A 23,145-nucleotide genomic window follows, 5' to 3' on the forward strand; every position below is an offset into this window, starting at 1 on the left:
TCCGCTGTTACGGATATAACTGAATGTACCTGTAAACACCGTAAGAGTTGGGTGTGGTTATCTCAAGGTTTACAGCCTGCCCGGTCTCCTGGTTCAGGGACAGCCAGAAAGTTTTCCTGGGCTGCAGGCTTATTGAACCCATACCTGAAACACTATTATTTATCTGGAGTTCCACCAGGTCCCCGCTGTTGAGCACAGGTGTGCTTGCATTGAATGACAGGTCCTCATCCCGCACTGCTACGGCTGAATAGTTGGTGGCATAATTAAGATCATAACGATAATCTTTATCCATCACGGTTACGATAACCTGCCTCAGGTCTATCGAGGTGGTGCCTACATCAGGTTTGATCCGGATTAATAAAGTATCTAAAGTAGCATTGAGTCCTAATCCTCTGTCTCCCATTACCTTTTCAACGATCATGTTGGATGATATCTGCTGGGTTGCCTCCTTGCTGGTCTTCGTGGCTTTCTGCTGGAGCGCTCCTGTTGTGTATATCAAAACTGCCGCAGCAACTGCCGCTACCAGTACCATTGATATGAATATTATAAGTGTACCTACACCTACATCACCACTATCATTGTGATTGAGGCATTTCCTGTTTGCTTTCATATTGTATCATCCTTCTTAAAAAGAAAGAAAAAATTCCCCTTTTTTCAGGGGAATAGCTGTACCTGGGTATTGTCACCATAGGTTGAAGGAGCTACTAAATCCTTGATTACCATTGTTCCTGATTCGGGGATGATCTGAATAGTGCCCTTCTTCCTTGGGTACAATTCTTGGGTCATTGCATTTAAGTTCAGGGTAACGACCGCAAGGTCTCCAGATTGCAGGACATTATTAGCACTGCCTGAACCGACTCTCACTTCTGTATAGTTAAACAGCGTCGCAGTTGCTCCAGCAGATGCATCGGTCTGCCGGCTCAATATTGTTGTGCTGCTTTCATTTAAGTATTTTATAACTACTTTGCTGAAGTCAATGGATGAACCTCCGGCAGCAAGCTCCAATGTAACATTCAAATTTTGAACTCTTATACTGCTACCATCTGTTGTACCTACAACTGAAGATATTTTCAAATTAGAAGCCACTTCGCTCGTTGCCTCTTTACCAGTCTGCTGTGCTTTCTGCTGCAGTACACCCGACGTCTGAATCAACACTGCTGCCGCCACCGCTGCGACAAGAATCATCGCAATGAAGACGATCAGCGTGCCGATACCGACATCAGCTTGGTTATCTTTCAATATACTGATTTTGGTTTTCATAACGCCTCCATTAAATTTTTTGTCTTCGAAACTCAGGTGGCGGTATTACGCCATACCCTGCTTCTAATCATTATGAGCATAATACCTGGATATAAATGGAGTTGTGAAAAAAGTGTGAAAAAATTTGATATATAAATAAACATGTAAAAAGGAACTTCTTGCTACCTAACCTGTAACAATAAAAACCTGTGCATCAGGAGTCTTTTATAAAAAATTCCCCTTTTTTAGGGGAATAACTGTATCATATCACTGTCACCAAAGGTCGCCGGAGCTGCTACATCTTTGAGTACCATTGTTCCTGTTTCAGGTATTAAATAATGGTGCCTTTTTTCCGGGGATACAACTGCTGGTTCATCAGACTCAGGTCCATTGTAACAACCGCAAGGTCTGCAGCCTGCAGCACATGATTGGGCGTTCCACTGCCTACTCTTTCTTCCGAGTAGTTAAATAATGTAGCAGTAGCTCCGCTATCTGCAGTATTCAGGTTCAACGTAGTTGAAGTCGTTTCATTTATATACTTGATAACTACCTTCGAAAAGTCTATGGATGTACCCCCTGCTGCCAGTTCCACTGTTATGTTCAGCTTCTGGACATAACTGTGAGTGGCATCCGTTTGTCCTATTAATGATGTGACCTTAAGGTTGGATGCAACTTCAGCGGTTGCTTCCTTACCCGTCTGCTGTGCTTTCTGCTGCAGTACACCCGATGTCTGGATCAACACCGCAGCCGCCACTGCTGCGACAAGAATCATCGCAATGAAGACTATCAATGTGCCGATACCGACATCAGCCTGGTTATCTTTTATCATATTGATTCTGGTTTTCATAATGCCTTCACCGGTTTTTTTAATTTCGGACCCGGCGGCAGTAAACGCCTTCTCTTAATCTATCAGAATACCTGGATATAAATGAGGTTGTGAAAAAAGTGTGAAATTTCAAGGAGCTTACGCGAATAAATATCCTTTCTTGAACTCCTCTATTTCACTATGCTCCCTATCGATCTTTATTCTCAGACCTTCAAGTAAAAGCCCGGTATTTGAGCCATCTTCGAGTCTTTTATCCGGGTAGAGCTGGCGCATCATAATGAAGAATTTCCTGTCACTTATGCTCTGTTTAAGTAGCAGGATCTTTTTCTCTAAAATGTACAGGCTCTCCTCTTTATCTTCCAGGGTCTTCACGGTCTGAATGCATGTCTCAAGAAGAGATGGAACTTCAAGCGCATCCCTGACAGCTATATGGAGGCTGTCTAAAGTAACAGGTCTCATCAGATAATCCGATACCATATGGAACCGGGAATAATCATTCATGGTCGGGGGTTTTGCGGTTATTATAACAACAGGCATATCGGGCTCCTGTTCTTTTACTCTCTTGATCAACTCCCATCCGTCAATGTCAGGAAGCTCGATATCCATTAATATTATATCCGGCATATCGCGCTTAAAGGACAACAGGCAATCTTTTCCTGTATACGCTATGTTGAACCTGTACTTTTCTACGTCCATTAACAGCATTTCCGCGTAAAGATCTGCCATCTCAGGTTCGCCATTGACTATCAACACATAATTTGGCTTTTTGCGTATCATACGGTTTATACAAGAAAATCACACAAATATAAGGTTAAGTGGGATTAACTTTCACATAATTGTGATATTCTGTGAGATGATTGTTTAAAAACCGGAAAAACCGTAAGATTCAAAAAATTGTGGCACCCTGTGCACCATGATCCATTTTTTATCTCACTTATTGCGCTTTTATAAATATCATATCATTTTGCATGGGTAATTTATTTTCCGGTCCTTCAGGTATCTTATCTTCCGCGTTCTCGCAGAAGTGCGAATATATTGACTGCATAGCCTCTTCATGGCTTGCTGCTGCCGATAGCTGTATATATATCGATGAAGGATAGATGGTCATCCTGTTTATTTTCTGGGGGATTTTATTATTTGCCAGGAACATCACTATCAGGGCTGCATTGAAGCTGTTGATCTCAGAATCCATACCTGTTATCTGGAGTGAGAGCTGGCTCTCAATGCTGTTGATCGATACCGTGACAGGCCAGTTGAGGATCGATAGCTCCTCGTTGATGATCTTATTCAGGCTGTTGATATCGTATATGTTAATATCACTGTGCGTTGAGAAAAGCTGGTTCGCTTCGCTCAACGGGGGAAGGGGGCTTTTTCTCTTACTCAGCATCCATTTGAACATCGTCAGCGGGATAGTCACGCCGAATATGCGGTTCCGTATCTGTTCACTGAAGTGGTTTTTTTCCTTCAAAAGATCTTTTGCCGTTTCCAGGCTTCCCATGTTCTCAGTTACGAAGCCTGTGAAATCTATGATGTCTCTCATCGCCGCTGACAGGTTCCCCTGATGTTTTTTCAGCAACGGTTCAAGCAGCTTCAAATGCGCATCGCTTATTGATACATTTTTTCTCAGCATTTATTCACACCTTTTGACAATGTCTTATGGGGCATTACCACTGTCGGTTATTATCTCATCATTAACCTAATAATGATGATAACAATGATAATGATTAAAAGTATTTAATACTTTCTCGTTAAATTTATATAGGTGTGATAAATTTCCTACGAAATTTCAGAAATTTAGCGATTTATAAAATTAAAAACTCATAATTTTACTATTAAATATTTTTTGTAAGCTGTAAAACCAGCATATCTTCATCAGGTTGCACAACAGGACTCATTACTATCAGGTTCTCCGAGCAGGCGGACCTGTATTTTGCTCCATTGGCATTGAGCACATTCAACAGTATTTTTTCAATCGCGTTTATTGCGCGCGCATCAGTGTAACCATGGTATATCTTCAGCGTAGTCTCATCCACATCTATCCTCTCCACTATGCCCATATATTCATACACTGATTTCATGGTTGAAATGAGAATCCCAAGAGGGATGTCCCTGATAGGGACTTTATGTATCGCCTCTATCGGCGCTGTAAGATAACTTGGCGCCTCTTTCCCCATAATTAATTCGTTATAGTAATTTTTCGGTATTGTGACCATATTGTAATTGGTCTGCTTGTACAGGTTGACAATGCAGTTCCAGAATTCCTCTTTTTTTGATATCTCAGAGGTAATATCTTCTATTTGCCCGAAATGCTCAACAAGGGATTGCCTTGCAAGATTTGCATTTACCTGCTTTCTGAAATTGATAGTAATCGCGCTGGACATCCTTTTTAATGACGCTATCTCTTGCTTTTTCTGCGTTACAAGGAATGATGAGACCATCCCGCCGAGAAATTCCATTTTAGATATGCTGTTCCCCACAAGGGTTATTTTTATATATGACGGGCTAATGGCATCGTCATAATCATATATTCTTATCTTTGTCTGCCACCCCGTACCGGCTGTCAGCTCATCCAGGTATTTTTCAAGTTCCGGAAGCTGTGCCGTCTTTACAGGATCAAGAATGCTGTTCAGGATATCCTGCTCAATAAGCCTGCCGCGCGCCTGTTTGATAAGCCAGTCAAGGACAGTTTCAGTAAGATTGCTTTCTGTTTTTAACCCGCTTATAAGCCTGGTTGCTGCATCAGGGTCCTTTGTTATCGTATCTACAAGGTCTATTATCTCGCGCATAGCCGCGCTGAAGTTCCCCTTATGCTTTAATACAAGCGGCTCCAGCTTCTTGATATGCCCTGTTTCCAATGATATATTTTTCCTGATAGACATACAGTCATCCTGTTTTATAGACCTCTTAGCGCTAAAGCATCGTATGGTTTACCAGAATATAAACAAAATTGTGAGAAATGTGTGAAGTATCATCTTTTTTCTCAAAAAAGGTTTTATCAGTGAGAAACATATTATATGTGTGAATATAAATGGTTTCAAAAAGTGTAACTATTTTGAGTCTATTGCTGCCAATCGCTGTGGTTTTCGGTACAAGCATTGCTATATTTTCCTATAAATATTTTTCATTGACCCTGTTATTCCTGTATTCAGGCGGTGGGTTATTGATCTGTTTGTATGTACTGATAATAAGGTCTGAGCATCACAAATCCGTGAGATAAGCCATTTTTATTTGCTTCCCTATGTGCCCTGGCCTGGAACTGAAAGCTTAAGCTTGGAGCCGCAGAAAGGACACATCATCCAGTTCGGGTCTATGTTCTTCTTGCAGAACGGGCAGACCTTGGGACCTTCTATTTTCTTTATGAGCAAATTACCGCAGTTGGAGCAACTGTTCCACTTCGGATCAATCAGGCTCTGGCATTTTTCGCATGGCTTATAAGTTGTAACCCATTTTTGCCCATTCAAATCGACCCCGCACTTAGTACAGAACTTGTACGAGACCACAAGCCGCTCGCCGCATGAAGTACATACCGGTACATCCTGCCTGAGAGTCGGGTTAAGTTTCTTTTTAAGGTTCTCGATGCAAACGCCTGCTTCGCGTTTGACCATCTCTTCCGGATCTTTCTCAGCAAGGAATTCGATTATTCTTACAAGGCTCTTGCTGAATTCCGGTATCTCTATATCCATCTTTGCAAAATCAACTTTATCCGTATTTATTGAAGAGGTTATATATTTCAGGGTCATGAAGCGCGTTGCAACTATCTTGCTTTCCAGCTTCTCAAGCATATGCCGCCGTTCTTCATCTGATAATATCTTGCTCATGCTATTCCGTTATCTCCTCTATCGATATGGATAAAAGTATAGAGAATACGAAATATAATATCAGGATTACGGATAACAACGCCTCGAAAACAGGCGAGAAACTTTCAAAAATAACCGCCCCCATAGTACCTACGGCCCTTACGATACCCAGCAGGATGAACAGGCTTATCATGCTGATGAAATATTCCCACATCAGGTCCATCGTCTTTAAGCCTTTTAATTCCCTGGATATGCCCGCGAGCAGGTTAAATGACAGAACACTGCATATGATGACAATAATAGAGGCTACAGTGTTCAATATTACAAAGAATGCGTCATTCATCTGGTTCCTCCCTGCTGAACACGGTCCACGGCTCTTCTCGCATTGCTTTTATGATTTTCTTCAAGCCGAAGAACAGTATCAGGAATACAATGACCTCTATCACGGGGTCAAGAACATTCAGGATAATGAGAGCAGTATCTATAACCTCCGGCGATTTTAAGGTGTTCTCGAACTTGAGTGCGTTCAATAAAACCCCGAAAGTCATAATAATATTCCAGAATATCATCATCATCATGGAAATGGAAAGGTATTTCCACGTCTCCGTACCTTTTTCTGCTCTCTGCCAGAGACCGGCTGCCAGATATGTAGAGCCGCACATGCCGAGCAGGAAAGCTATCAACCGTACTATCGTACCGCTTGTATCGACCCGGTCTTCAATTACGGCTTGCGCTGCACCTGCCATCGGCAGGATTAGCAGAAAGAAGAATACAGATATCATTTTGGTTTTTGTGCGCATAATGTCCCCGTATTTTTTTTTAAAATGGAATTGTTCCATAAGAATATAAATGGAATTGTGAAAAAAGTGTGAAAATCCTGGTGATTTCAAAGCTATTAAAATATTACAACGGCGTTTGAATGTTTCAAACCGTTTGAAATATTTAAGAGTTATAAATTCTTATTTATGTATGGCTATCCATACACCAACTGTAAGGCTTTTAAAAGCCTCTGTTCTCGTAGCGTTGTCAGGTATCTTCAGGTTATATATCGCTTTTCTTTTCATAAGAGCTAAACCTAACTTACTGGCTTACATAGCCGGAGGTCTCGTGATATACACGGTTTATACCCTTGACAGGGCACTTGAATGCAAGGAAGACGCAGTAAACAGATGCGAATTAACAGGTTCAAAGAAAGAGGTCGGCATTCTTGTATCCGTCTCTACCTTCTGTATCGGGGCTTCCATTCTATTCATTGAGAATTTATTTGTCGTACCTTTCCTGCCTCTGATAATCGGGTGTCTATACAGCAAAGGAGTGAAAATCATGGGCTTCAACATGAAGCTTAAAGGCGGGTTTGGAGTTAAAAATCTGGTTGTCGCCCTGACCTGGGGAGTTTTCATTGCCGGGATTACCACGAGTACGGATGCCGGCATAGCTTCCCTTTTTTTGTTTTTCTTTTCTTTAGCATAAAGGTTTTCATAAACTCGGTTATATACGATTTCAAGGATGTGAAAGGCGATTCGCTGGCTGGCATCAGGACCCTGCCTGTACAGATAGGTGAAAAAAACACCATCGGCTTCCTATCTGTGCTGCATTTGATTTTACATACAGGCATGTTCCTGGCGGTTTTAATAGGAATCATAGCTTTTGAGCCTCTAATACTGCTGTACAGCTTTATTTCAGGGATAACATGTATCTTTCACTTTACTTTAGAGAAAGATACGAAACAAAAAGAAAGAAAACTTATAAGGGAGTTCCTGATCGATGGGGAGTCCGCTACAGTAATTTTATTGAGAGCCTTTACAGGCTCGTTATTTCCTCTGAGCGCTCTTTATAATAATTAAAAAGTTCTTCTCCCCATGAAATAGCGGATATGTCAAAACTCACCATATCCTTTTTAGTATCAAATGCTCCGTCCTTAAAGAAAAGTGACATAGAAAAGAAAACATCGGTTGTAACGAATGCAAGTTTGATATCTTCATCACAAACGTAAAGCCTGCCGTTCTTAAGATTCAATATTCGCGCAAGTTCCGGACCGTATTCTTTTTCTACTTTCCTGAATACGTCCCTTGTCAATACAAGAGAGACGTCTTTTCCTTTTTCAGAGAGTTGTGTGAAAAAACTGGGATAAATCGGGTGAAATATAGGAGATACGCCCCTGAGTTTATTCGAGCTCAGAATATTTTCCAGGAATTCCCTGTGCGGTTCGTATATGTTCTCCGGCCTGCTTTCGACCAGATTGCAATTCCCTAACTCATAGAGCCTTTTTAACAGGTGATGAGGGATCGCGTTGATATCATGGGACTCCCAGAAATCCGTATATTTTTCAATTATGTCTATAGTTTTAACGAATGAGTTGAACATTTCTGCTATTACCGTTCCCGTATCCGTGAGAGAATACATTTTACCCTCCCGCCACACCAGGTTCTGCTCTTCCAGCTTTCTTATCTGGGGTATCATACCCGAAGAGGTCACATTAAGGGAGATCCTGATATCTTCTAGTGTTTTCGGACCATCTATCAGGAATAACAATAGATTTTCTCTCTTTTTAGAGAATGTGATGGTGCTTACCAGTTTATTCATCGTTTTAATACCTCAACGAAAATTTTTTATGTGTGAAATGAAAAAAGGAAAAGTAAAAAAGCAGTGACATTCAGGTAGTAGCCGCCTCCTCAGCCGCATCTGTCGATATGCTCCGGACGCTGTGCAGCTCTTTAGCACCAAGTATTTTATTCAGGTTAAGAAGTATCAACAGCCTGTTATCAAGATTGCCCACGCCCATGACATATTCAGTGCCTATCTTATCGGCAATTACTGCCGGTGCAGGCTCAACGCTCTTTTGAGGGAGACGGATAACCTCACTGACAGAATCGACCACGAACCCCATTACAGTATCGTCTATGTTTGCAACTATGATGCGTGTATTCTCATCCTGTTCTTTGGTCTCCATTCCCAGTACGACATTCAGGTTGATCACCACTATGATTTTGCCGCGCAGGTTGATTATTCCCCTTATATAATCGGGCGCCTGCGGAATCCTGGTGATATTTGTCATGCGGATGATCTCCTGCACCTTCATTATCTCAACGCCGAACTCCTCGACGCCTATTTTGAAGACGACAAGCTGGAGTTCGCCGTCTGATATTGCTTTTACACCCGGGGTTATTTCTGCCATGTCATCCTCCTACTTAGGCTGCATGTCATCAAACAGGGATGGTTCTGCTTTCCCTGTTCCCTCGTCAGTACCCGGTTTATCCTCTTGTATCTCTTCTTGCTTGCCGGGCATATCACTCTTAACTTCCTGTTTCTTGTTATGCATCTTCGGTGCCTTATGCTCAACAACAGGTTTCTTCTCGTGCTTTTCGACGGATTTATGCTCGATGTGAGGTTTCTGTTCATGTTTCATTCGTTCTTCCATATGTTTTACGGTTGATGCCGCTCCCAGATTGAATTTCGCAACTTCAGCCTGCAATTCCTCTGCCAGTTGTGCCAGTTCCTGGGCGGCTCTCACGAGCTGCTCCATTGAAGCCGATTGCTCCTGCGCAGCAGCAGAAGCTTCCTGGGTGCCTGCTGCGGATTCTTCACTTATCGCGGAAACGTCCTCTACAGAGGCTGTGACCTCTTCAACCGATGCTGACTGCTCCTCAGATGCAGCAGCTATCTCCTGCACCATAGTGGCTACACTACCGGCTGACTGAACTATCATGTTGATTGATGATGCAGTCGCTTCGATTGTCTTTGCACCTTCTCCGACGGTTTTAGTGCCCTTATCCATGCTCTCAACAGCTCTCTTAGTTCCATTCTGGACTTCTTTTATGAGTTCGGTAATCTGGTTCGCCGCACCCCTTGATTCCTCGGCAAGTTTTCTTACCTCGTCGGCTACTACGGCAAAGCCCCTGCCGTGTTCACCGGCGCGCGCGGCTTCAATCGCTGCGTTCAGAGCAAGGAGGTTCGTCTGGTCTGCGATATTGGTTATCACGCCGATAATCTCACCTATCTTCTGGGATTTGCTGTCAAGTTCTTTTATCACCAGGGCTGAGTTATCAACAGTTGATTGTATCTCTGTCATCTTTACTGCAACCTCGCTTGACATCTTCCCGACTTCCTGGGCTGTCTTATTGGCATCATCTGCACCCTCAGCAGCCTTCTGTGAATTGGCTGCGACCTGCTGTACGCTCTCTGCCATCTCCTTCATGGCGCGGCTGATCTCAGCCATCTTCGATGCCTGCTGGCTTACGCCATTGGCGATATCCTGTGTCGTGTTGGATATCTGCTCGGTGGAAGCTTTCATCTCTTCGCTTGATGCTGATAATTCCTGCGCAGTTGAAGAGACCATCATTGCAGAGTTCTGCACCTTGCCGAGAACGCCTTTTAAGCTCTCTACCATGCCCTGGATTGCCTGGGAAAGCTGCCCCATCTCATCTTTAGATTCGCTCTTCACCTCGACCGTCAGATCGCCGCCAGCCAACTTGGTAGTTGCATTTACAATATTACCCAGCGGCTTAAGAATAATTTTATTTACCAGCATAACCACGGCAGAACTGATAATTATTGCAGAAACTAATGCTATGATAAGGACAATTATGCTATTCTCTTTTGCTGTTGTCTCCGAAGCTGTCACGTCCATGACCGCAACAACCACACCGACCTTATTATTACCTGCATCATATAACGGGAATCCTCCCGTAATAAACGTGGAGCCATCTTTCTGGAACTTGTTAAATACCTCTCCGTCATCTTTTATGCCTGATAAATGCTCCTCGCTGCTGGCTACGAAGGAGCTTATATCCTCCGATGTAGTTTCGATCATTACGTAATTTTTAAGATCATTATAGTTATCCCTGAGCCCTTTTCCATCCCTTGCTGATTTCCAGGTTTCAGGGCTAATATATTCTTTTTTCACCACAATGCCGATCTCACTTCCCGTCTGCTTCTTCATGACATTCAGGAAATGATCGATCTCTTCACCCAGTTCAATATAGCCGATAAGGTTCGTGCCGTTGTAATAAGGATGCACAACCCTTAATGCAAAAGCGGTCTTGCCAAGTTCCAGCCCTGTTCCGAATCCATTGGTCTGCATTGATTTTTCAAGTGTTTTCCTTGTGATCTTGTCGCCAAAATCGGATTTTTTATGCAGCCTGACAAAATTAGTACCATTGGGCAGATGAATATAAAAATGAGTTATTCCGAATTGATCTTTTAACTGGTTGAACAGGGGCAGCCCGTAACCATAGAATTCATCATGGTTATTTTTAAGATATTCCTCTTTAAGCTGTTCATTGACAAGTACTGCTGTCAGTGTGCTGGACAACATCTTTATGTCATTATTCTCAAGAGTATAGAACATCTCTTTAGCTGTTTTGACCTTATCCTGACCCTCTGTCCTCAGGTTGTTATCCTGGGCGCTCACGAAGGAATAATAGAATACACCCGTAAGCAGTGCCATGCCAATAAGTATTATGGGCAATAACTTGAAAACAATACTGTTTTTCATAATTTAGCTCCTATATATCTATCTTGGTCTGCTCTGATAGCTTCTTGCTCTTGCGTAAGGAATGTTTAATTCCTTGTGAAAGAATTTTATCTATTAAATAAAAAGGTGTACCTGCATAAATACAAATTTGTGAAAAAAGTGTGAAAACAGGGTGATAAAAAGTGACCTTTACACATCTGTCTCAGCCTCTGCCGTATCCGCCGATATGCTCTGGATGCTGTGCAGTTCTTTTGCGCCAAGTATCTTATCCAGGTTGAGAAGTATAAGCAGCCTGTTATCGAGCTTGCCCACGCCCATGACATATTCAGTGCCTATCTTATCGGCGATAACAGCAGGCGCAGGTTCAACACTCTTCTGTGAGAGACGGATTACCTCACTAACAGAATCCACCACGAATCCCATCACAGTATCGTCTATATTTGCAACTATGATGCGTGTGTTCTCATCCTGTTCCTTGGTTTCCATTCCCAGTACGACATTCAGGTTGATCACCACTATAATCCTGCCGCGCAGGTTGATTATCCCCCTTATATAATCGGGCGCCTGCGGAATCCTGGTGATATTTGTCATGCGGATGATTTCTTGCACCTTCATTATCTCAACACCGAACTCCTCGACACCTATTTTGAAGGCGACGAGCTGGAGCTCGCCGTCTGATGCTGTTTTTGTATCCTGGGGTAGTTCTGTCATGGCATCCTCCTACTTAGGCTGCATATCATCAAAAAGGGATGGTTCTACGTTCCCTGTTCCCTCGGCAGAACCCGGTTTAAACTCCGGTTTCTCTTCACTCTTGCCGGGCATATCATCCCTTGCTTCATGTTTCTGATGATGCATCGTTGACGTCTTATTTTCAATAACAGGTTGCTTCTCGTGCTTTAACATCTCATCCACATGTTTTACTGTTGATGCCGCTCCGATGTTGAATTTTGCGACCTCCATCTGCAATTCCTCTGCAAGTTGCGCCAGTTCCTGCGCCACCCTCACGAGCTGCTCCATCGATGCCGCCTGTTCTTGTGCTGCGGCTGAGGCTTCCTGCGTACCTGCGCTGATTCTTCACTGGTCGCTGATATATCCTCGACAGAAGCTGTGACCTCTTCAACGGATGCAGACTGCTCCTGCGCGGCAGCAGCGATCTCCTGGACCATCGTAGCCACGCTTCCGGCTGACTGGACTATCATGTTAATGGATGATACGGTTTCCCCGATAGTTTTTGCTCCCTCGCCAACCGTTTTAGTGCCTTTCTCCATGCTATCGACAGCTTTCCTGGTTCCCTGCTGTACTTCTTTTATGAGCTCGGTTATCTGGTTCGCCGCACCCCTTGATTCCTCAGCAAGCTTCCTGACCTCATCGGCTACAACTGCAAAGCCCCTGCCGTGTTCGCCTGCTCTGGCAGCCTCAATGGCAGCATTCAGTGCAAGGAGGTTCGTCTGGTCTGCGATATTTGTGATTACACCTATAATTTCACCTATCTTCTGGGACTTGCCATCAAGCTCTTTTATCACTAAGGACGAGTTATCCACGGTTGACTGGATTTCGGTCATCTTGCTTGCGACTTCATTGGACTTCTTCCCTACTTCCTGGGCAGTCTTATTGGCATCATCAGCGCTTTCGGCAGCTTTCTGGGAATTTATCGCGACCTGCTGTATGCTCTCTGCCATCTCTCTCATAGCCCTGTTCACTTCTGTCAATTTCGACGCCTGCTGGCTTACGCCACTGGCAATATCCTGTGTCGTGTTGGATATCTGCTCGGTGGAAGCTTTCATCTCTTCGCTTGATGCTGATAATTCCTGCGCAGTTGAAGAGACCATCATTGCAGAGTTCTGCACCTTGCCGAGGACGCCTTTTAAGCTCTCTACCATGCCCTGGATTGCCTGGGAAAGCTGTCCCACTTCATCCCTGGAATCGCTCTTAACCTCTACTGTAAGGTCGCCTGCTGCGACCTTATTGGACGCATGGAGCATGCTATCAACCGGTTTGGTGATGGAGCGAGAGATATACAATCCAGAACCTAGCCCTATTATAGCCGCGATAACTCCAGAGACAACCATAAGCAGAGTAGAGTTTGTCTTTGCCTTTACTGCTTCTTCCCCGGCAGATACCATTGCTGCGTTCTGTTCCTCTTCAAATTTTGCAAGTAAGCTATTGAGTTCTTCCCCGCTAGCTTCCAGTTCCTGCATTCTTGTATATATGCCAGTCTGCAGCTCCATTATTTTTTCAAATTTTGCTTTATACGCCACAAGACCTGACTTTATCTCAGCTTTCTCGGCAGAGGTGAAGTCATTTGACTGCTCTACGGCATTACCAAAATCAGTTATATCCGTCTGCCATGACTTCCAGTAACTTGCACTAGCTCTGTTATACCTTGGTTCTGTATAAATTACAATATCCTTCTCATGTCGTCTCAACTTCTGCTCTTCGTATTTCACGCCCATATCTATTTTCTTCTGCCCTGTCACATAAGTCCCATATCCAAGGCTATCCTCGAATTTATGAACCACTGCCTGGAAATCTTTATATTCGCCTGAATAATAATCTCCATGTGCATCAACGAGGGCAAACAATCCTGGTTTCCTGGCATTTATGGGCGCATGCGCAAGTTCGTCGTATTCTCCAAGTTTCGCACTTATCTGGTCTATGGCTGTTTGATCTTCCCCATGTTCTTTTAATGTCCCTATTACTTCTTCAATTTTCTTTTTATTTTCATCATATATTTTGGAAGCATTTTTGTCACCATTTACGTAAGTGCGTAATGCATTCTGCTGGTCAAGCACAAGCAGTTCCAATTCTATTGAATTATCTGCAAGTACTGTGCGCTGGTTCAATATCTCGTCCAGATGCTCACCAACAGTGTTTATGCCAGAGTATCCTACGAGTCCTACCACAGCCAGCAAAATGATTATTAAACCGAATCCGCCTATCAGCTTTTTACTTAATGACATGTCCTTTATACTGACCATATAATCCTCCATTTTTTATTTTTGGAATCCTCAAGAGGGTACAATTATGTGAACAAAAAGAACTCCACCCGTTTATATACAAAATTGTGAAAAAAGTGTGAACTATTTATTTCTGGAAAAGCTTGAACCCTTGTAAAAACCTGGGAAGCTCTACCATATTCATTTTTTTGACCAGGCGCGGAAGGTCGCTAAAAGATGGTTTTTTCAGAATATTTTCCTCTTCACCCTCATCAACCGGGGTATCTGTATTGGCTGCTGCACCGGGCGTACGGCTGGCGCTTATTTCTTTTTGCGCTATCTTCCCTGAAGATTCAGTTATACCTTTATCCCGGCTTGCCTTGCCTTTTACCTTACCATTGTTGTAGTAATTCTCAGGCGTCTGTATCCCCAGTTTCTGCGCCTCGCTAATAAGCCGGTTATATTCTCTCAGCACCCAGCCTATCTCAGAGTGGTTCTTATAACCTACTTCGAACCCCAGTTCATATATTTTGTTTATAATCAGTTCCTTATCCGTTGTTTTGCCGCTAATAACCTCAAACCCCTTTCATCCTATTTCTTCAGCGACTTCATCGCTTTTAGTCCTTTGTCCGTGAACTCAACAGCGTGCATATCGCAACTGTGCTTCGTTCCTCGCATTTTAATTATCTGCAGCGCTCTTGCCATATTGCCATGCTTGTCCATGTAATTATGCAGAAAGATGACGCCATGGGAAGCGAACTGTTCTATCGTGTACGCATCGGGTTTCAGGAGTTCGGATAACAGCAGTGTGGTACATCCGAGATTTTTCAGGTTACGGATGAACCTTCCTATGGATCTTTCCTCCAGCGCAGGATGCTGTGACGTGAACCTTATTGCAGACAGCGAGTCAATTACCAGTCTCTTGATACTATACTGCTTGACCAGGGTTTCTACGTTCTTGAACACCGTGTATGGCGAGGGAGGCGTGTTCTCGGGGGATTCGGTCGATACGGTCTGCTCATAGCTGGCTGTGATAAGTGTTGAAACTTCATCGTACTGGCCATAATCCTTGGTAGGACCGATATCCAGGAAAAATAATTTATTCTTCTTGATAAGCTCTTCGACATGCAGATTATACCGCGACATATCCTCGATGATCGTACCGATACTCTCGGAGATCGCTATATATGCACCTGCTTCCCCTTCCATTGCCCCCGTAACAAGAAATTGCACCCCGAACGTGGTTTTCCCGCTGCCCGGAGACCCGCTGAGCAGATACTGCCTTCCCTGGAGCAGACCTCCTTCAACGAGTTCATCAAATCCTTCAATTCCAGTTCTTATTCTCATATCTAAGCCTCACATTATTTGAATATGGGATTTAATGTACTCTATATAAACAAAGTTGTGAAATGCGTGTGAAATAATTGCCATGCGTGTTCCAGGAGGATAAAACAGTACAAAAATATAAATAACTTGAAATGACATTAACGTTATACATATTGATGATAATGATGATTCGAAGGAGAACATATGTTTGAGGGATTATCGGAGAAATTCAAGAAATTAAAGATGCCTGAAGAGTCCCTTATAAAAAAAATCGAAAAAATAAAAAAAGACATCCGAAACCAAAGCCCAGCAGGCTAATGCGCCGTCTTCCCCGGATATCACCGAGCAGCTTAAGAAGAGCCAGGAAGAGACTGCCAAAAAGATCGAAGAGATGATCAATGCAAAATCCGAGCAGATAACCGCTAATACTGACACGATAAAAGAGTTCGATGTCAAATTAAATAAAATGGAAGGCACGGTCTCAGGCTCAAAGCAGCGCCTTGATGAATTTAAGGACAGGCTGGATAAGATCGATGAAAGTCTCCTCGAATTATTATCGTTGTATGAAGTCGTTTCAAGCACCGTGAACCCTTTCGTGGGTGAAAAGGATACAGCACCGCTGGAAAAAATCGAGCAGATAGAGAAAAAGATCGAAACTCTAAGCCGGAAAGTCCCTGAGATCCCGCCTGATCTGAGGCAGGAGTTCGATGGTAAGTTCAAAGTTATAGAAGAAAGACTTGAGGAACTATCGCAGGTAGTGGAGGCGAACGTGACCCATCCAGACGTCATGGTGGAACAGGTCATGCAACACCTCAAACCTTTACTGGAGCAGCAGCAAAAACAAAATGAAACGCCTGATGGGGAGGAACAACCTGAGCAGACTGCAGAAGCCGGGCCTGCCAATACACAGAAGCAATACAAGCCAGGTATTAATGATGTAAAGCTGCCTTACCTGGATGGCAGGGCAGAAACCTCTATTATTGTCCTGAACTGGATAGAATTCTTACTGGAAAAGGTAGGAAGGAATAACCTGGCTGAGATCCTTGAGTATTACATCGATGTAGGGTGGATAAGCGAGGAAGTTTACTCAAAAATGATGACCTATGCCAACGGGATAGACTACTATGTGGAAAGACCTACATGGAAACTGCTCCCGGAAGATCATGCCAAATCCCTGATGTTCATAAATCAACTGACAGGGAAGAAGTTAGATAAAAACATAGTCTCAAGGCTTGAGAGGGATGCTGAAAGGGTGGTCAGGGGCAATGAAGTGTATACCACCTGAACTGATCGTCCGGTCTGTATTAATATTAATTCAATAGCATCATTATTCCGATCCAGTAGTTAATTGACTGGCTATACTATACGACATTCATCTTATAATGAACTCAAATTAAGCTTGGTGGGCAGGTGGGGAATGGGGGTTAGTGTATTAAAATAGTTTTTACCGCCACAATATATCTCAACTATTTTGTTACACTTAAATACCTATGGTAGTCAAACATATGTTAAATGCATATGTCGAAAAATATAAGTATGAATAAGTACATGTCTAAAAATAGCCCGGATTTACTAATTTTAAACATGCGGGCATAAGGGGAGTGGGACCTTATCGGGGAGAAACAACAGTTTCTCCCCCTACCTATCCAGGTCTCCTGAGGAAAATAAAGTTATACCCTTGCCGGGTTAGATAAACCGAAAGCAGATAAGAAGAGAATTCGCGTGCTGGAACTGGAGAACTGTGCAATCCTGATGTGTGAGGTGTGCGGAGAAACATGGAGTCTGAAAGGGTCAAATTCGTGGGTTTACCCTGGCGGATGTAACAAGGTTTTGAAAACGTGAGGACTTATCTAAAAAGAAATAAAGATTAAGTCACGAATATCTGTATCTCTCGCCTTTTTTAACAATATCATGTTCCATCATAAATGATATCACGTTTCCAATCCACCGCTTCATAGCTATAGCGGTGTCAGCATGTTCCAGAAGGTCTTTCTCTATAGTTTTTTGCCAGTTTACACCGCTATACTTTTTCTTAAATTTCATTATCTGTTCGGATGTCGCAAGATTTTCAAAATCCTGTACCACCATTTTTAAAACATAGTGTAAAATCTCCTTTTTCATATCAACTCTCCGCGAAGCTGGTGAAGAGGAAGATATATGTAAATATATATATGTTTTACGATTTGTGTAGGACCGGGTTTTTTAAACAGTGCTGTCCGAAAGCTGATAAGGGCGGAGTAAATATACCACCAATTGATTTAACAAGCAGTTATTTTAAGCAAACCACACAGGCTCCAGTTATGATACCTGTACTGCCGGGGTTGCATCTCCATAAAATTATTAAATATTGAAGTATTGTTACCATTATCAAGCGCCCATCCAGATAAAAGGTGTATGAGATGCAAAAAAGTCATGCAGCTACTTTACTGTCAATTCTGTTCGCAAGTTTAATCGCCGGCTGCGTAAGTCCGGCAATGGACTCCCGGCAGCCGGCAGCATCCTCTACGACACCTGTGGCTGAATCCGAAGACAGGTATATTGACGTTCATACACATATCACGCCGGCTGGAATGCCGCTTGAACAGATAATCCGGAGCATGGATAAAGAGGGCATAGACAGAATGATTATAATGGAGTCGCCAACCGATATTTACAACAGAGTTCCGCAGGCTCAGTACGGAATCCCGGAGGCGGCGGAAAAATATCCTGACAGGTTCACTGCGTTATACGGCGGCTTCGGGGAGATCGCGCTCAGGCATTTTCCTTCCGAAGACGGGACAGAAATAACAATCCCGGGAGACCACCCGTGGATATTCGTAATGAGTGATATCGCGGCAAAATACGATGTACCAATCGATATCCATATGGAGGCGACCGATGAGACGGTTGCAGATCTTGAAAAGCTTCTTGACCACAATAAGAGCGCAAATCTCATCTGGGAACATGCAGGCAGGTCGAACACAGGTAAAACCACTCCTCTGCTGATGAGGCGGTTGATGGAGGAACACCCGAACATGTATTCTGCCGTTAAGATCAGGAAAGCTAAAACTGCCGAGAGGATCGTGGTCCGGATTCTGGATGATGAGGATAAGATAACGCCGGAATGGATGGCACTGTTCAGGGATTTCCCTGACCGCTTCATGATAGGAAGCGATATCAAACCCGGAGAAAAGGATGATGATTTCTCGCATATAAAAAACCAGAGAAAGTTTTTAAGCCGGTTGCCTCCTGAAATTGCTAAGAAAATTAAAAGAGAGAATGCTAAAAAAAATTTATAAGGTCAACTGAATATGAGGGGAGTTTACGTTTTAATCCTCAGGCTGGATAACGATACCGACATCCACACAGGCGGATTGGGGGAACTTCATTTCAAGAAAGGCTATTATGCCTACGCCGGCTCAGCCCTCGGAACAGGAGGATTCAAGCGCGTAACAAGGCATTTCGATGTAGCTTCTGGCAAGAACCGCACAAGAAAATGGCATATCGACTACCTGCTGCCTAATTCCAGAGTCATTTGCGCCGTACTTTTGCCAACAGATGAAGCGATTGAATGCACAGTTGCAAGAACACTGGGGCAGTTCTGCGAAGAAATACCGGGATTCGGATGCACCGACTGTGCCTGCCGGGCACATCTTTTCTTTTCCGGGACAGATTTGAAAGACAATATTGTCAGGACGTGCAGCAAACTCATAGAGAACGAAAGTATCATAATAAGTCCGAACATGTAGGGAGAATATGGACATCGGAATTATCGGAGGGTCAGGATACACAGGCGGAGAGCTTCTGCGCCTGCTTTCAGGGCATCCGGAGGCAAACGTCACCGCCGTAACTTCGCGAAGCAGGAAAGGGCAGAAGGTCAGCGATACCCATACCCATCTTCGGAAAATATACGACCTGGATTTTGAAGACCTGGGCGCGGAAGATGTGGCAGCACGCGCTGATATAGTGTTCACTGCCGTACCCCACGGTACCGCCATGCAGGTCGTGCCCGCTCTTCTTGATGCTGGCGTGAAGGTCATTGATCTGAGCGCGGATTATCGCCTGAAGGCAGAGATTTTTGAGAAAGTTTATAAGATTAAGCATACAGACCCAAGAGATGCAGTGTACGGGATTCCCGAACTTCATCCAGAAGTTGCAGAGCAATCGTTCATCGCGAACCCGGGATGCTACCCCACAGGCGCGTCCCTTGCTGCTGCGCCGTTAGCGGCGGCAGGACTTATCGAACTTGCGATTTTTGATTCAAAAAGCGGGATTTCGGGCGCGGGCGCTGAGCCTACGGAAGTGTCCCATTATCCCAACATGGCTGAGAATATACAGGCTTACAAACTCACCTCGCACCGCCACCGCGCCGAGATAGTACAGGAACTTACGCGGCTTGAACCGGGGCTGAAAAAGATTAGCTTCACCCCGCATGTCATTCCAAGCGTGCGCGGAATCCTGACCACAGCGCATATTTTTGTAAAGCGGGAATTGAGCGCGGAAGAAGTGAACGGGATATACGGGGATTTTTACCAGGACAAGCCTTTTATCAGGCTCATCAAAGGCATCCCGATGCTCGGCAGCGTACGCGGATCTAATTTCTGCGATATCGGTTTTGAGGTCGATAAAGGAAGCAACAGGATAGTTATAATATCAGCGATAGACAATCTTGTAAAAGGCGCATCAGGTCAGGCTATACAGAACATGAACCTGATATTCGGGATTCCCGAGACTACGGGTCTCTGGACGCCCGGCATTGCCCCATGAGGTAGATATGAAAGTAAAGGACGTGATGAATAAGGATGTAATTACCTGCAAGCCGGATGATACTGTGGGTTATCTTTCGATGCTGTTCAAAGAGAACCACATAAGCGGCATGCCCGTAGTTGAGAGTGGGAAAGTCGTGGGGGTAGTTTCCGAAACCGACCTGCTCAAGCTGTTAAAAACTCCTGAGTTCTCTGGAGAGCTATGGCTCCCAAGCCCGCTTGAGGTAGTAGAGGTCCCTTTAAGAAGCCTTGTGAGATTTGAGGAGTTTAAAAGGACAATTGAGGAAGCGAAGCTGAAACCTGTGAGGGGCATCATGAAAAAGACCGTCCACTCGGTATCTCCTGATGACAGCCTTGAGGAAGCATCCGCCAGGATGGTCAGGTATAAAATCAACCGGCTGCCTGTCATAGAGAACGGGAAGCTTGTGGGAATAATTGCACGAAGCGATATTATCAGAGGTCTCTCGTCAGCGGAATGAATTTATGAAGCTCATAGATGGCGGAATCTGCGCAGTTAAGGGAGTAATGGCGAACGGGATTAAGCAGGGAAAGAACGGTCTTGCAATTATCGCTGTAGATGCACCCGGTCTGGCTACGGCAGGCGTTTTCACACGAAATAAGGTGATCGCAGCGCCGCTTATCGTTACCCGGCAGGCGCTTAAGGAATATGAGTTAAATGGGATCATCGCGAACAGCGGGTGCGCCAATGCTTTTACGGGCGAAAGAGGCATCCAGGATGCGCAGTGGATGGCGGGGATACTTGCTAAAAATCTCAGGTGCAAACCCGAAGAGATCGGCGTAGCTTCCACAGGCGTAATCGGCAGGTATCTTGACAAAAAAGTAATAGCAGCTCAGCTTGAAGATGTGTTTGGCGGGCTATCGAACACGAAAGAAGCCAGCAAAGCAAGCGCCCGCGCGATCATGACCACGGACACAACGATGAAAGAAGTTGCAGTGGAGCTTGATAATGGCGCCCACATCGGCGGAATCGCTAAAGGCTCCGGTATGATAGAGCCGAACATGGGGACAATGCTCGTGTTTTTATATACGGATGCAGCGCTCTCAAAGAAAACTCTTGACAGTTGTTTGAGAAAAGCGGTTGACAGAAGTTTCAACATGGTCGTGGTGGACGGGGATACGAGCACTAACGACATGGCGCTGGTCACGGCAACCGGATACCATGAATGCGAGGAAGAGGCGTTCCAGGAAGGGCTTGACCATGTGTGTATCGCGCTTGCAAAGATGATCGCAAGGGACGGCGAGGGCGCAACAAGGTTAATAGAGGCGCGGGTAACAGGCGCATGTACACATGAGGATGCAAGGCTCGCAGCAAAGGCGATCGTTCGCTCACCGCTTGTGAAGACCGCGATATTCGGGAAAGACCCGAACTGGGGAAGGGTAGTGGCTGCGGCGGGGTATTCAGGTGCTGAGGTGGAGCAAGATAAGATTTCCCTGAAGTTCTCCAATAATGAAGAGGAGGTGGCGCTTGTCAGCCGGGGAAAGATAGTCGAGGGGAAGCTTGAGGCGTTAAAGAGCATCATGGCAGGCGAGGAGATCATTATTGAGGTGGCGCTTGGTCTTGGAGATAATGGAGCTGTTGCATGGGGATGCGACCTGACGTATGATTACGTGAAGATAAATGCGATGTATACAACTTGAAAACGTCCGTAACTGTTCTAATCCATTCTAAACTGTTCGAAACTATCCTAAACCATCGCTAAGTTTAATAGGTATCAGATTATGAGTATGATTATTATGAAAATAAGCGAGATAATAGTAATGTTCCTGCTCCTGCTCATCGTACTGGGCGGGCTATCTGTCCCGCTCTGGTGGGACCGCGCCCAGCCGTTCGTGTTCAGCCTTCCAGGCTATATAGCAGGCATTATAAGTGAATTAAAGAACTCACTTGATTATATACTGAAAAATATAAAATAAGCCTGTCAGCTACCTGCATCTATTAATGGTGATTTGCGGTCACTTTTTCGGCTTTTCAGGCTGCGCTTCAACCACGAATTTGCAGTGGTTATGCCCGGTCCCGTAGCACTCGGTTTCCTTCACAACATAGTGGAGGTTCAGCCTGCTTGAAAAAACCCCTTCAATGATCCCTTCATCCATAGAACATAATGTTTTTCCGACGTTTGGCATCTTACCGCAGTGATAGCAGTTATTGACAATGACCGAAGGACTGGCGACCTGGAGGATTTTCATGTCCCCAAGCCTGTGCTCTCTCCAGAAAACAGATAGTTCGTTCAAAACCCCTTCACTATCATTCGCCCTGAATTTCTGACCGATCTTCGCCCCAACGTCGTTCCCGAGCCTTTTCATGATAGGTTTCGGGTCAAAGCCGTATGCCTCCATTCCGAACCGCACCGTATGGAAAAGATGCGTCACAAAGGAATCGGAGTTCAACCCCGCAACAGCAATATTATCCAGGTGTTCATTATATTGCCTGCGCAGCGGCAGCTCTGAACAAGCCAGGCAAATGGAGTTCAGCACATAATATTTTTTTCGTTTATCATTTGAATATGTTTTTTCCTGTATCAGGTTCAGCTCCTGAAGGTCATCCAGATGTACTGAGATAGTGGATTTCGCTTTCTTCGATTGCTCTACGAGTTCGTCAAAAGACGTCGTGCCCTTCCTCAGGAGTTCAAGTATTTTCAACTTGACCGGGCTATCCAGAGCCACTATACCGTTGTCAGTAGAGAAAATCATAGTGTTCCGTACGTGACCCATGATTTCTAAATAGCCCTAGTAATATAAATAATGTTCGTTTTTGTACGAAATTTATGTATGTCCTTAAAAA

At 44.3% G+C, this 23,145-nt stretch carries 28 protein-coding genes; 9 read left to right on the forward strand and 19 right to left on the reverse strand.

Translation table 11 applies throughout. From position 1 onward, the window contains the following. Positions 1–7: 7 nt before the first annotated feature. The 9 genes from MNV_RS00080 to MNV_RS00125 form a co-directional block, all read right to left on the reverse strand. Complete coding sequence (locus MNV_RS00080; RefSeq protein ID WP_096203314.1) at positions 8–610, reverse strand: archaellin/type IV pilin N-terminal domain-containing protein; 603 nt, start codon at positions 608–610, stop codon at positions 8–10. A gap of 44 nt (positions 611–654) precedes the next feature. After that, entirely contained in the window at positions 655–1,260 is a 606-nt protein-coding gene (locus MNV_RS00085) for an archaellin/type IV pilin N-terminal domain-containing protein (RefSeq protein WP_096203315.1), read from the reverse strand. Positions 1,261–1,570: 310 nt separating this feature from the next. Then, positions 1,571–2,086, reverse strand: a complete 516-nt coding sequence (locus tag MNV_RS00090; RefSeq protein WP_256999873.1) for an archaellin/type IV pilin N-terminal domain-containing protein — start codon at positions 2,084–2,086, stop codon at positions 1,571–1,573. A gap of 117 nt (positions 2,087–2,203) precedes the next feature. Further along, entirely contained in the window at positions 2,204–2,842 is a 639-nt protein-coding gene (locus MNV_RS00095) for a response regulator (RefSeq protein WP_096203316.1), read from the reverse strand. 157 nt (positions 2,843–2,999) lie between these two features. Further along, a complete protein-coding gene (locus tag MNV_RS00100; RefSeq protein WP_096203317.1) occupies positions 3,000–3,695 on the reverse strand; it encodes a hypothetical protein in 696 nt (231 codons plus the stop codon). Between the two features lie 202 nt (positions 3,696–3,897). Then, positions 3,898–4,944 carry a hypothetical protein gene (locus tag MNV_RS00105; protein ID WP_096203318.1) on the reverse strand — a complete coding sequence of 349 codons (1,047 nt, stop codon included), beginning with the start codon at positions 4,942–4,944 and terminating at the stop codon, positions 3,898–3,900. 357 nt (positions 4,945–5,301) lie between these two features. Next, positions 5,302–5,883 (reverse strand): zinc ribbon domain-containing protein, encoded by a 582-nt coding sequence (locus MNV_RS00115; RefSeq protein WP_096203320.1) that lies wholly within the window; start codon positions 5,881–5,883, stop codon positions 5,302–5,304. A 1-nt stretch (position 5,884) separates the two neighbouring features. Next, the gene (locus tag MNV_RS00120; RefSeq protein ID WP_096203321.1) at positions 5,885–6,205 is read right to left on the reverse strand and encodes a hypothetical protein; all 321 of its coding nucleotides are present in this window, start codon (positions 6,203–6,205) and stop codon (positions 5,885–5,887) included. Then, positions 6,198–6,662 (reverse strand): hypothetical protein, encoded by a 465-nt coding sequence (locus tag MNV_RS00125; protein WP_143311529.1) that lies wholly within the window; start codon positions 6,660–6,662, stop codon positions 6,198–6,200. The genes MNV_RS00120 and MNV_RS00125 overlap by 8 nt, the downstream gene beginning before the upstream one ends. A 169-nt stretch (positions 6,663–6,831) precedes the next feature. Between MNV_RS00125 and MNV_RS20380 the strand changes: the two genes are divergently transcribed. Together MNV_RS20380 and MNV_RS20385 are read left to right on the forward strand one after the other, a co-directional pair. Continuing rightward, on the forward strand, positions 6,832–7,332 hold the full coding sequence (locus tag MNV_RS20380; RefSeq protein WP_256999874.1) for a UbiA prenyltransferase family protein: 501 nt from the start codon (positions 6,832–6,834) through the stop codon (positions 7,330–7,332). Between the two features lie 20 nt (positions 7,333–7,352). Then, on the forward strand, positions 7,353–7,706 hold the full coding sequence (locus MNV_RS20385) for a UbiA family prenyltransferase (RefSeq protein WP_256999875.1): 354 nt from the start codon (positions 7,353–7,355) through the stop codon (positions 7,704–7,706). Here MNV_RS20385 and MNV_RS00135 read toward each other — a convergent pair. The 8 genes from MNV_RS00135 to MNV_RS00170 all read right to left on the reverse strand — a co-directional run bounded on the left by MNV_RS00135 (position 7,663) and on the right by MNV_RS00170 (position 15,618). Continuing rightward, complete coding sequence (locus tag MNV_RS00135) at positions 7,663–8,445, reverse strand: helix-turn-helix transcriptional regulator (RefSeq protein WP_096203323.1); 783 nt, start codon at positions 8,443–8,445, stop codon at positions 7,663–7,665. The two genes, MNV_RS20385 and MNV_RS00135, sit on opposite strands and share 44 nt — an antisense overlap. A gap of 70 nt (positions 8,446–8,515) precedes the next feature. Beyond that, positions 8,516–9,037, reverse strand: coding sequence for a chemotaxis protein CheW (locus tag MNV_RS00140; RefSeq protein WP_096203324.1), 522 nt, complete (start codon positions 9,035–9,037; stop codon positions 8,516–8,518). Positions 9,038–9,046: 9 nt separating this feature from the next. Then, positions 9,047–11,356 carry a methyl-accepting chemotaxis protein gene (locus MNV_RS00145; RefSeq protein WP_096203325.1) on the reverse strand — a complete coding sequence of 770 codons (2,310 nt, stop codon included), beginning with the start codon at positions 11,354–11,356 and terminating at the stop codon, positions 9,047–9,049. Positions 11,357–11,524: 168 nt separating this feature from the next. Then, the gene (locus MNV_RS00150; RefSeq protein ID WP_096203326.1) at positions 11,525–12,046 is read right to left on the reverse strand and encodes a chemotaxis protein CheW; all 522 of its coding nucleotides are present in this window, start codon (positions 12,044–12,046) and stop codon (positions 11,525–11,527) included. Between the two features lie 9 nt (positions 12,047–12,055). Next, complete coding sequence (locus tag MNV_RS00155; RefSeq protein WP_096203327.1) at positions 12,056–12,352, reverse strand: hypothetical protein; 297 nt, start codon at positions 12,350–12,352, stop codon at positions 12,056–12,058. Beyond that, on the reverse strand, positions 12,337–14,313 hold the full coding sequence (locus tag MNV_RS00160) for a HAMP domain-containing methyl-accepting chemotaxis protein (RefSeq protein ID WP_179293704.1): 1,977 nt from the start codon (positions 14,311–14,313) through the stop codon (positions 12,337–12,339). The genes MNV_RS00155 and MNV_RS00160 overlap by 16 nt, the downstream gene beginning before the upstream one ends. A gap of 106 nt (positions 14,314–14,419) precedes the next feature. After that, the gene (locus MNV_RS00165; protein ID WP_096203329.1) at positions 14,420–14,746 is read right to left on the reverse strand and encodes a hypothetical protein; all 327 of its coding nucleotides are present in this window, start codon (positions 14,744–14,746) and stop codon (positions 14,420–14,422) included. A 116-nt stretch (positions 14,747–14,862) separates the two neighbouring features. Beyond that, positions 14,863–15,618 (reverse strand): RAD55 family ATPase, encoded by a 756-nt coding sequence (locus MNV_RS00170; protein WP_096203330.1) that lies wholly within the window; start codon positions 15,616–15,618, stop codon positions 14,863–14,865. Positions 15,619–15,988: 370 nt separating this feature from the next. Here MNV_RS00170 and MNV_RS00175 point away from each other — a divergent pair, with 370 nt between their 5' ends. Continuing rightward, positions 15,989–16,882, forward strand: a complete 894-nt coding sequence (locus MNV_RS00175; protein WP_096203331.1) for a FlaD/FlaE family flagellar protein — start codon at positions 15,989–15,991, stop codon at positions 16,880–16,882. A gap of 587 nt (positions 16,883–17,469) precedes the next feature. On the opposite strand, the gene MNV_RS00180 is transcribed toward MNV_RS00175, so the two are convergent. Then, positions 17,470–17,718: a hypothetical protein gene (locus tag MNV_RS00180; RefSeq protein WP_096203332.1), complete on the reverse strand. Its 249-nt coding sequence runs from the start codon at positions 17,716–17,718 to the stop codon at positions 17,470–17,472. A gap of 278 nt (positions 17,719–17,996) precedes the next feature. Here MNV_RS00180 and MNV_RS00185 point away from each other — a divergent pair, with 278 nt between their 5' ends. The 6 genes from MNV_RS00185 to MNV_RS00210 all read left to right on the forward strand — a co-directional run bounded on the left by MNV_RS00185 (position 17,997) and on the right by MNV_RS00210 (position 22,277). Continuing rightward, positions 17,997–18,875, forward strand: a complete 879-nt coding sequence (locus MNV_RS00185) for an amidohydrolase family protein (protein ID WP_096203333.1) — start codon at positions 17,997–17,999, stop codon at positions 18,873–18,875. A gap of 12 nt (positions 18,876–18,887) precedes the next feature. Then, positions 18,888–19,325: a GIY-YIG nuclease family protein gene (locus MNV_RS00190; RefSeq protein ID WP_218837835.1), complete on the forward strand. Its 438-nt coding sequence runs from the start codon at positions 18,888–18,890 to the stop codon at positions 19,323–19,325. Positions 19,326–19,332: 7 nt separating this feature from the next. Then, a complete protein-coding gene (gene argC / locus MNV_RS00195) occupies positions 19,333–20,343 on the forward strand; it encodes an N-acetyl-gamma-glutamyl-phosphate reductase (RefSeq protein WP_096203335.1) in 1,011 nt (336 codons plus the stop codon). A 7-nt stretch (positions 20,344–20,350) separates the two neighbouring features. After that, on the forward strand, positions 20,351–20,821 hold the full coding sequence (locus MNV_RS00200; protein WP_096203336.1) for a CBS domain-containing protein: 471 nt from the start codon (positions 20,351–20,353) through the stop codon (positions 20,819–20,821). Between the two features lie 4 nt (positions 20,822–20,825). Beyond that, positions 20,826–22,001: a bifunctional ornithine acetyltransferase/N-acetylglutamate synthase gene (gene argJ, locus MNV_RS00205; protein ID WP_096203337.1), complete on the forward strand. Its 1,176-nt coding sequence runs from the start codon at positions 20,826–20,828 to the stop codon at positions 21,999–22,001. A 96-nt stretch (positions 22,002–22,097) separates the two neighbouring features. Then, positions 22,098–22,277, forward strand: a complete 180-nt coding sequence (locus MNV_RS00210; RefSeq protein WP_143311532.1) for a hypothetical protein — start codon at positions 22,098–22,100, stop codon at positions 22,275–22,277. A 39-nt stretch (positions 22,278–22,316) separates the two neighbouring features. Here the strand turns inward: MNV_RS00210 and MNV_RS00215 are convergent, their stop codons facing one another. Beyond that, positions 22,317–23,075, reverse strand: a complete 759-nt coding sequence (locus tag MNV_RS00215; protein WP_096203339.1) for a V4R domain-containing protein — start codon at positions 23,073–23,075, stop codon at positions 22,317–22,319. Positions 23,076–23,145: the final 70 nt, after the last annotated feature.

It is taken from the genome of Candidatus Methanoperedens nitratireducens, from assembly GCF_900196725.1.
GTDB lineage: Archaea > Halobacteriota > Methanosarcinia > Methanosarcinales > Methanoperedenaceae > Methanoperedens > Methanoperedens nitroreducens_A.

Excerpts from the sequence above, each read along its gene's own strand:
- MNV_RS00175 (WP_096203331.1), top strand. The coding sequence starts at position 15,989 with ATGATCAATGCAAAATCCGAGCAGATAACCGCTAATACTGACACGATA.
- MNV_RS20380 (WP_256999874.1), top strand. The coding sequence starts at position 6,832 with ATGGCTATCCATACACCAACTGTAAGGCTTTTAAAAGCCTCTGTTCTC.
- MNV_RS00115 (WP_096203320.1), bottom strand. The coding sequence starts at position 5,883 with ATGAGCAAGATATTATCAGATGAAGAACGGCGGCATATGCTTGAGAAG.
- MNV_RS00150 (WP_096203326.1), bottom strand. The coding sequence starts at position 12,046 with ATGACAGAACTACCCCAGGATACAAAAACAGCATCAGACGGCGAGCTC.
- MNV_RS00180 (WP_096203332.1), bottom strand. The coding sequence starts at position 17,718 with ATGAAAAAGGAGATTTTACACTATGTTTTAAAAATGGTGGTACAGGAT.
- argC (WP_096203335.1), top strand. The coding sequence starts at position 19,333 with ATGGACATCGGAATTATCGGAGGGTCAGGATACACAGGCGGAGAGCTT.
- MNV_RS00160 (WP_179293704.1), bottom strand. The coding sequence starts at position 14,313 with ATGGTCAGTATAAAGGACATGTCATTAAGTAAAAAGCTGATAGGCGGA.
- MNV_RS00085 (WP_096203315.1), bottom strand. The coding sequence starts at position 1,260 with ATGAAAACCAAAATCAGTATATTGAAAGATAACCAAGCTGATGTCGGT.
- MNV_RS00200 (WP_096203336.1), top strand. The coding sequence starts at position 20,351 with ATGAAAGTAAAGGACGTGATGAATAAGGATGTAATTACCTGCAAGCCG.
- MNV_RS00155 (WP_096203327.1), bottom strand. The coding sequence starts at position 12,352 with ATGGAGCAGCTCGTGAGGGTGGCGCAGGAACTGGCGCAACTTGCAGAG.
- MNV_RS00135 (WP_096203323.1), bottom strand. The coding sequence starts at position 8,445 with ATGAATAAACTGGTAAGCACCATCACATTCTCTAAAAAGAGAGAAAAT.
- MNV_RS00090 (WP_256999873.1), bottom strand. The coding sequence starts at position 2,086 with ATGAAAACCAGAATCAATATGATAAAAGATAACCAGGCTGATGTCGGT.
- MNV_RS00140 (WP_096203324.1), bottom strand. The coding sequence starts at position 9,037 with ATGGCAGAAATAACCCCGGGTGTAAAAGCAATATCAGACGGCGAACTC.
- MNV_RS00125 (WP_143311529.1), bottom strand. The coding sequence starts at position 6,662 with ATGCGCACAAAAACCAAAATGATATCTGTATTCTTCTTTCTGCTAATC.
- MNV_RS00120 (WP_096203321.1), bottom strand. The coding sequence starts at position 6,205 with ATGAATGACGCATTCTTTGTAATATTGAACACTGTAGCCTCTATTATT.
- MNV_RS00190 (WP_218837835.1), top strand. The coding sequence starts at position 18,888 with ATGAGGGGAGTTTACGTTTTAATCCTCAGGCTGGATAACGATACCGAC.
- MNV_RS00145 (WP_096203325.1), bottom strand. The coding sequence starts at position 11,356 with ATGAAAAACAGTATTGTTTTCAAGTTATTGCCCATAATACTTATTGGC.
- MNV_RS00185 (WP_096203333.1), top strand. The coding sequence starts at position 17,997 with ATGCAAAAAAGTCATGCAGCTACTTTACTGTCAATTCTGTTCGCAAGT.
- MNV_RS00170 (WP_096203330.1), bottom strand. The coding sequence starts at position 15,618 with ATGAGAATAAGAACTGGAATTGAAGGATTTGATGAACTCGTTGAAGGA.
- MNV_RS00215 (WP_096203339.1), bottom strand. The coding sequence starts at position 23,075 with ATGGGTCACGTACGGAACACTATGATTTTCTCTACTGACAACGGTATA.
- MNV_RS00095 (WP_096203316.1), bottom strand. The coding sequence starts at position 2,842 with ATGATACGCAAAAAGCCAAATTATGTGTTGATAGTCAATGGCGAACCT.
- MNV_RS00100 (WP_096203317.1), bottom strand. The coding sequence starts at position 3,695 with ATGCTGAGAAAAAATGTATCAATAAGCGATGCGCATTTGAAGCTGCTT.
- MNV_RS00105 (WP_096203318.1), bottom strand. The coding sequence starts at position 4,944 with ATGTCTATCAGGAAAAATATATCATTGGAAACAGGGCATATCAAGAAG.
- argJ (WP_096203337.1), top strand. The coding sequence starts at position 20,826 with ATGAAGCTCATAGATGGCGGAATCTGCGCAGTTAAGGGAGTAATGGCG.
- MNV_RS00080 (WP_096203314.1), bottom strand. The coding sequence starts at position 610 with ATGAAAGCAAACAGGAAATGCCTCAATCACAATGATAGTGGTGATGTA.
- MNV_RS00210 (WP_143311532.1), top strand. The coding sequence starts at position 22,098 with ATGAAAATAAGCGAGATAATAGTAATGTTCCTGCTCCTGCTCATCGTA.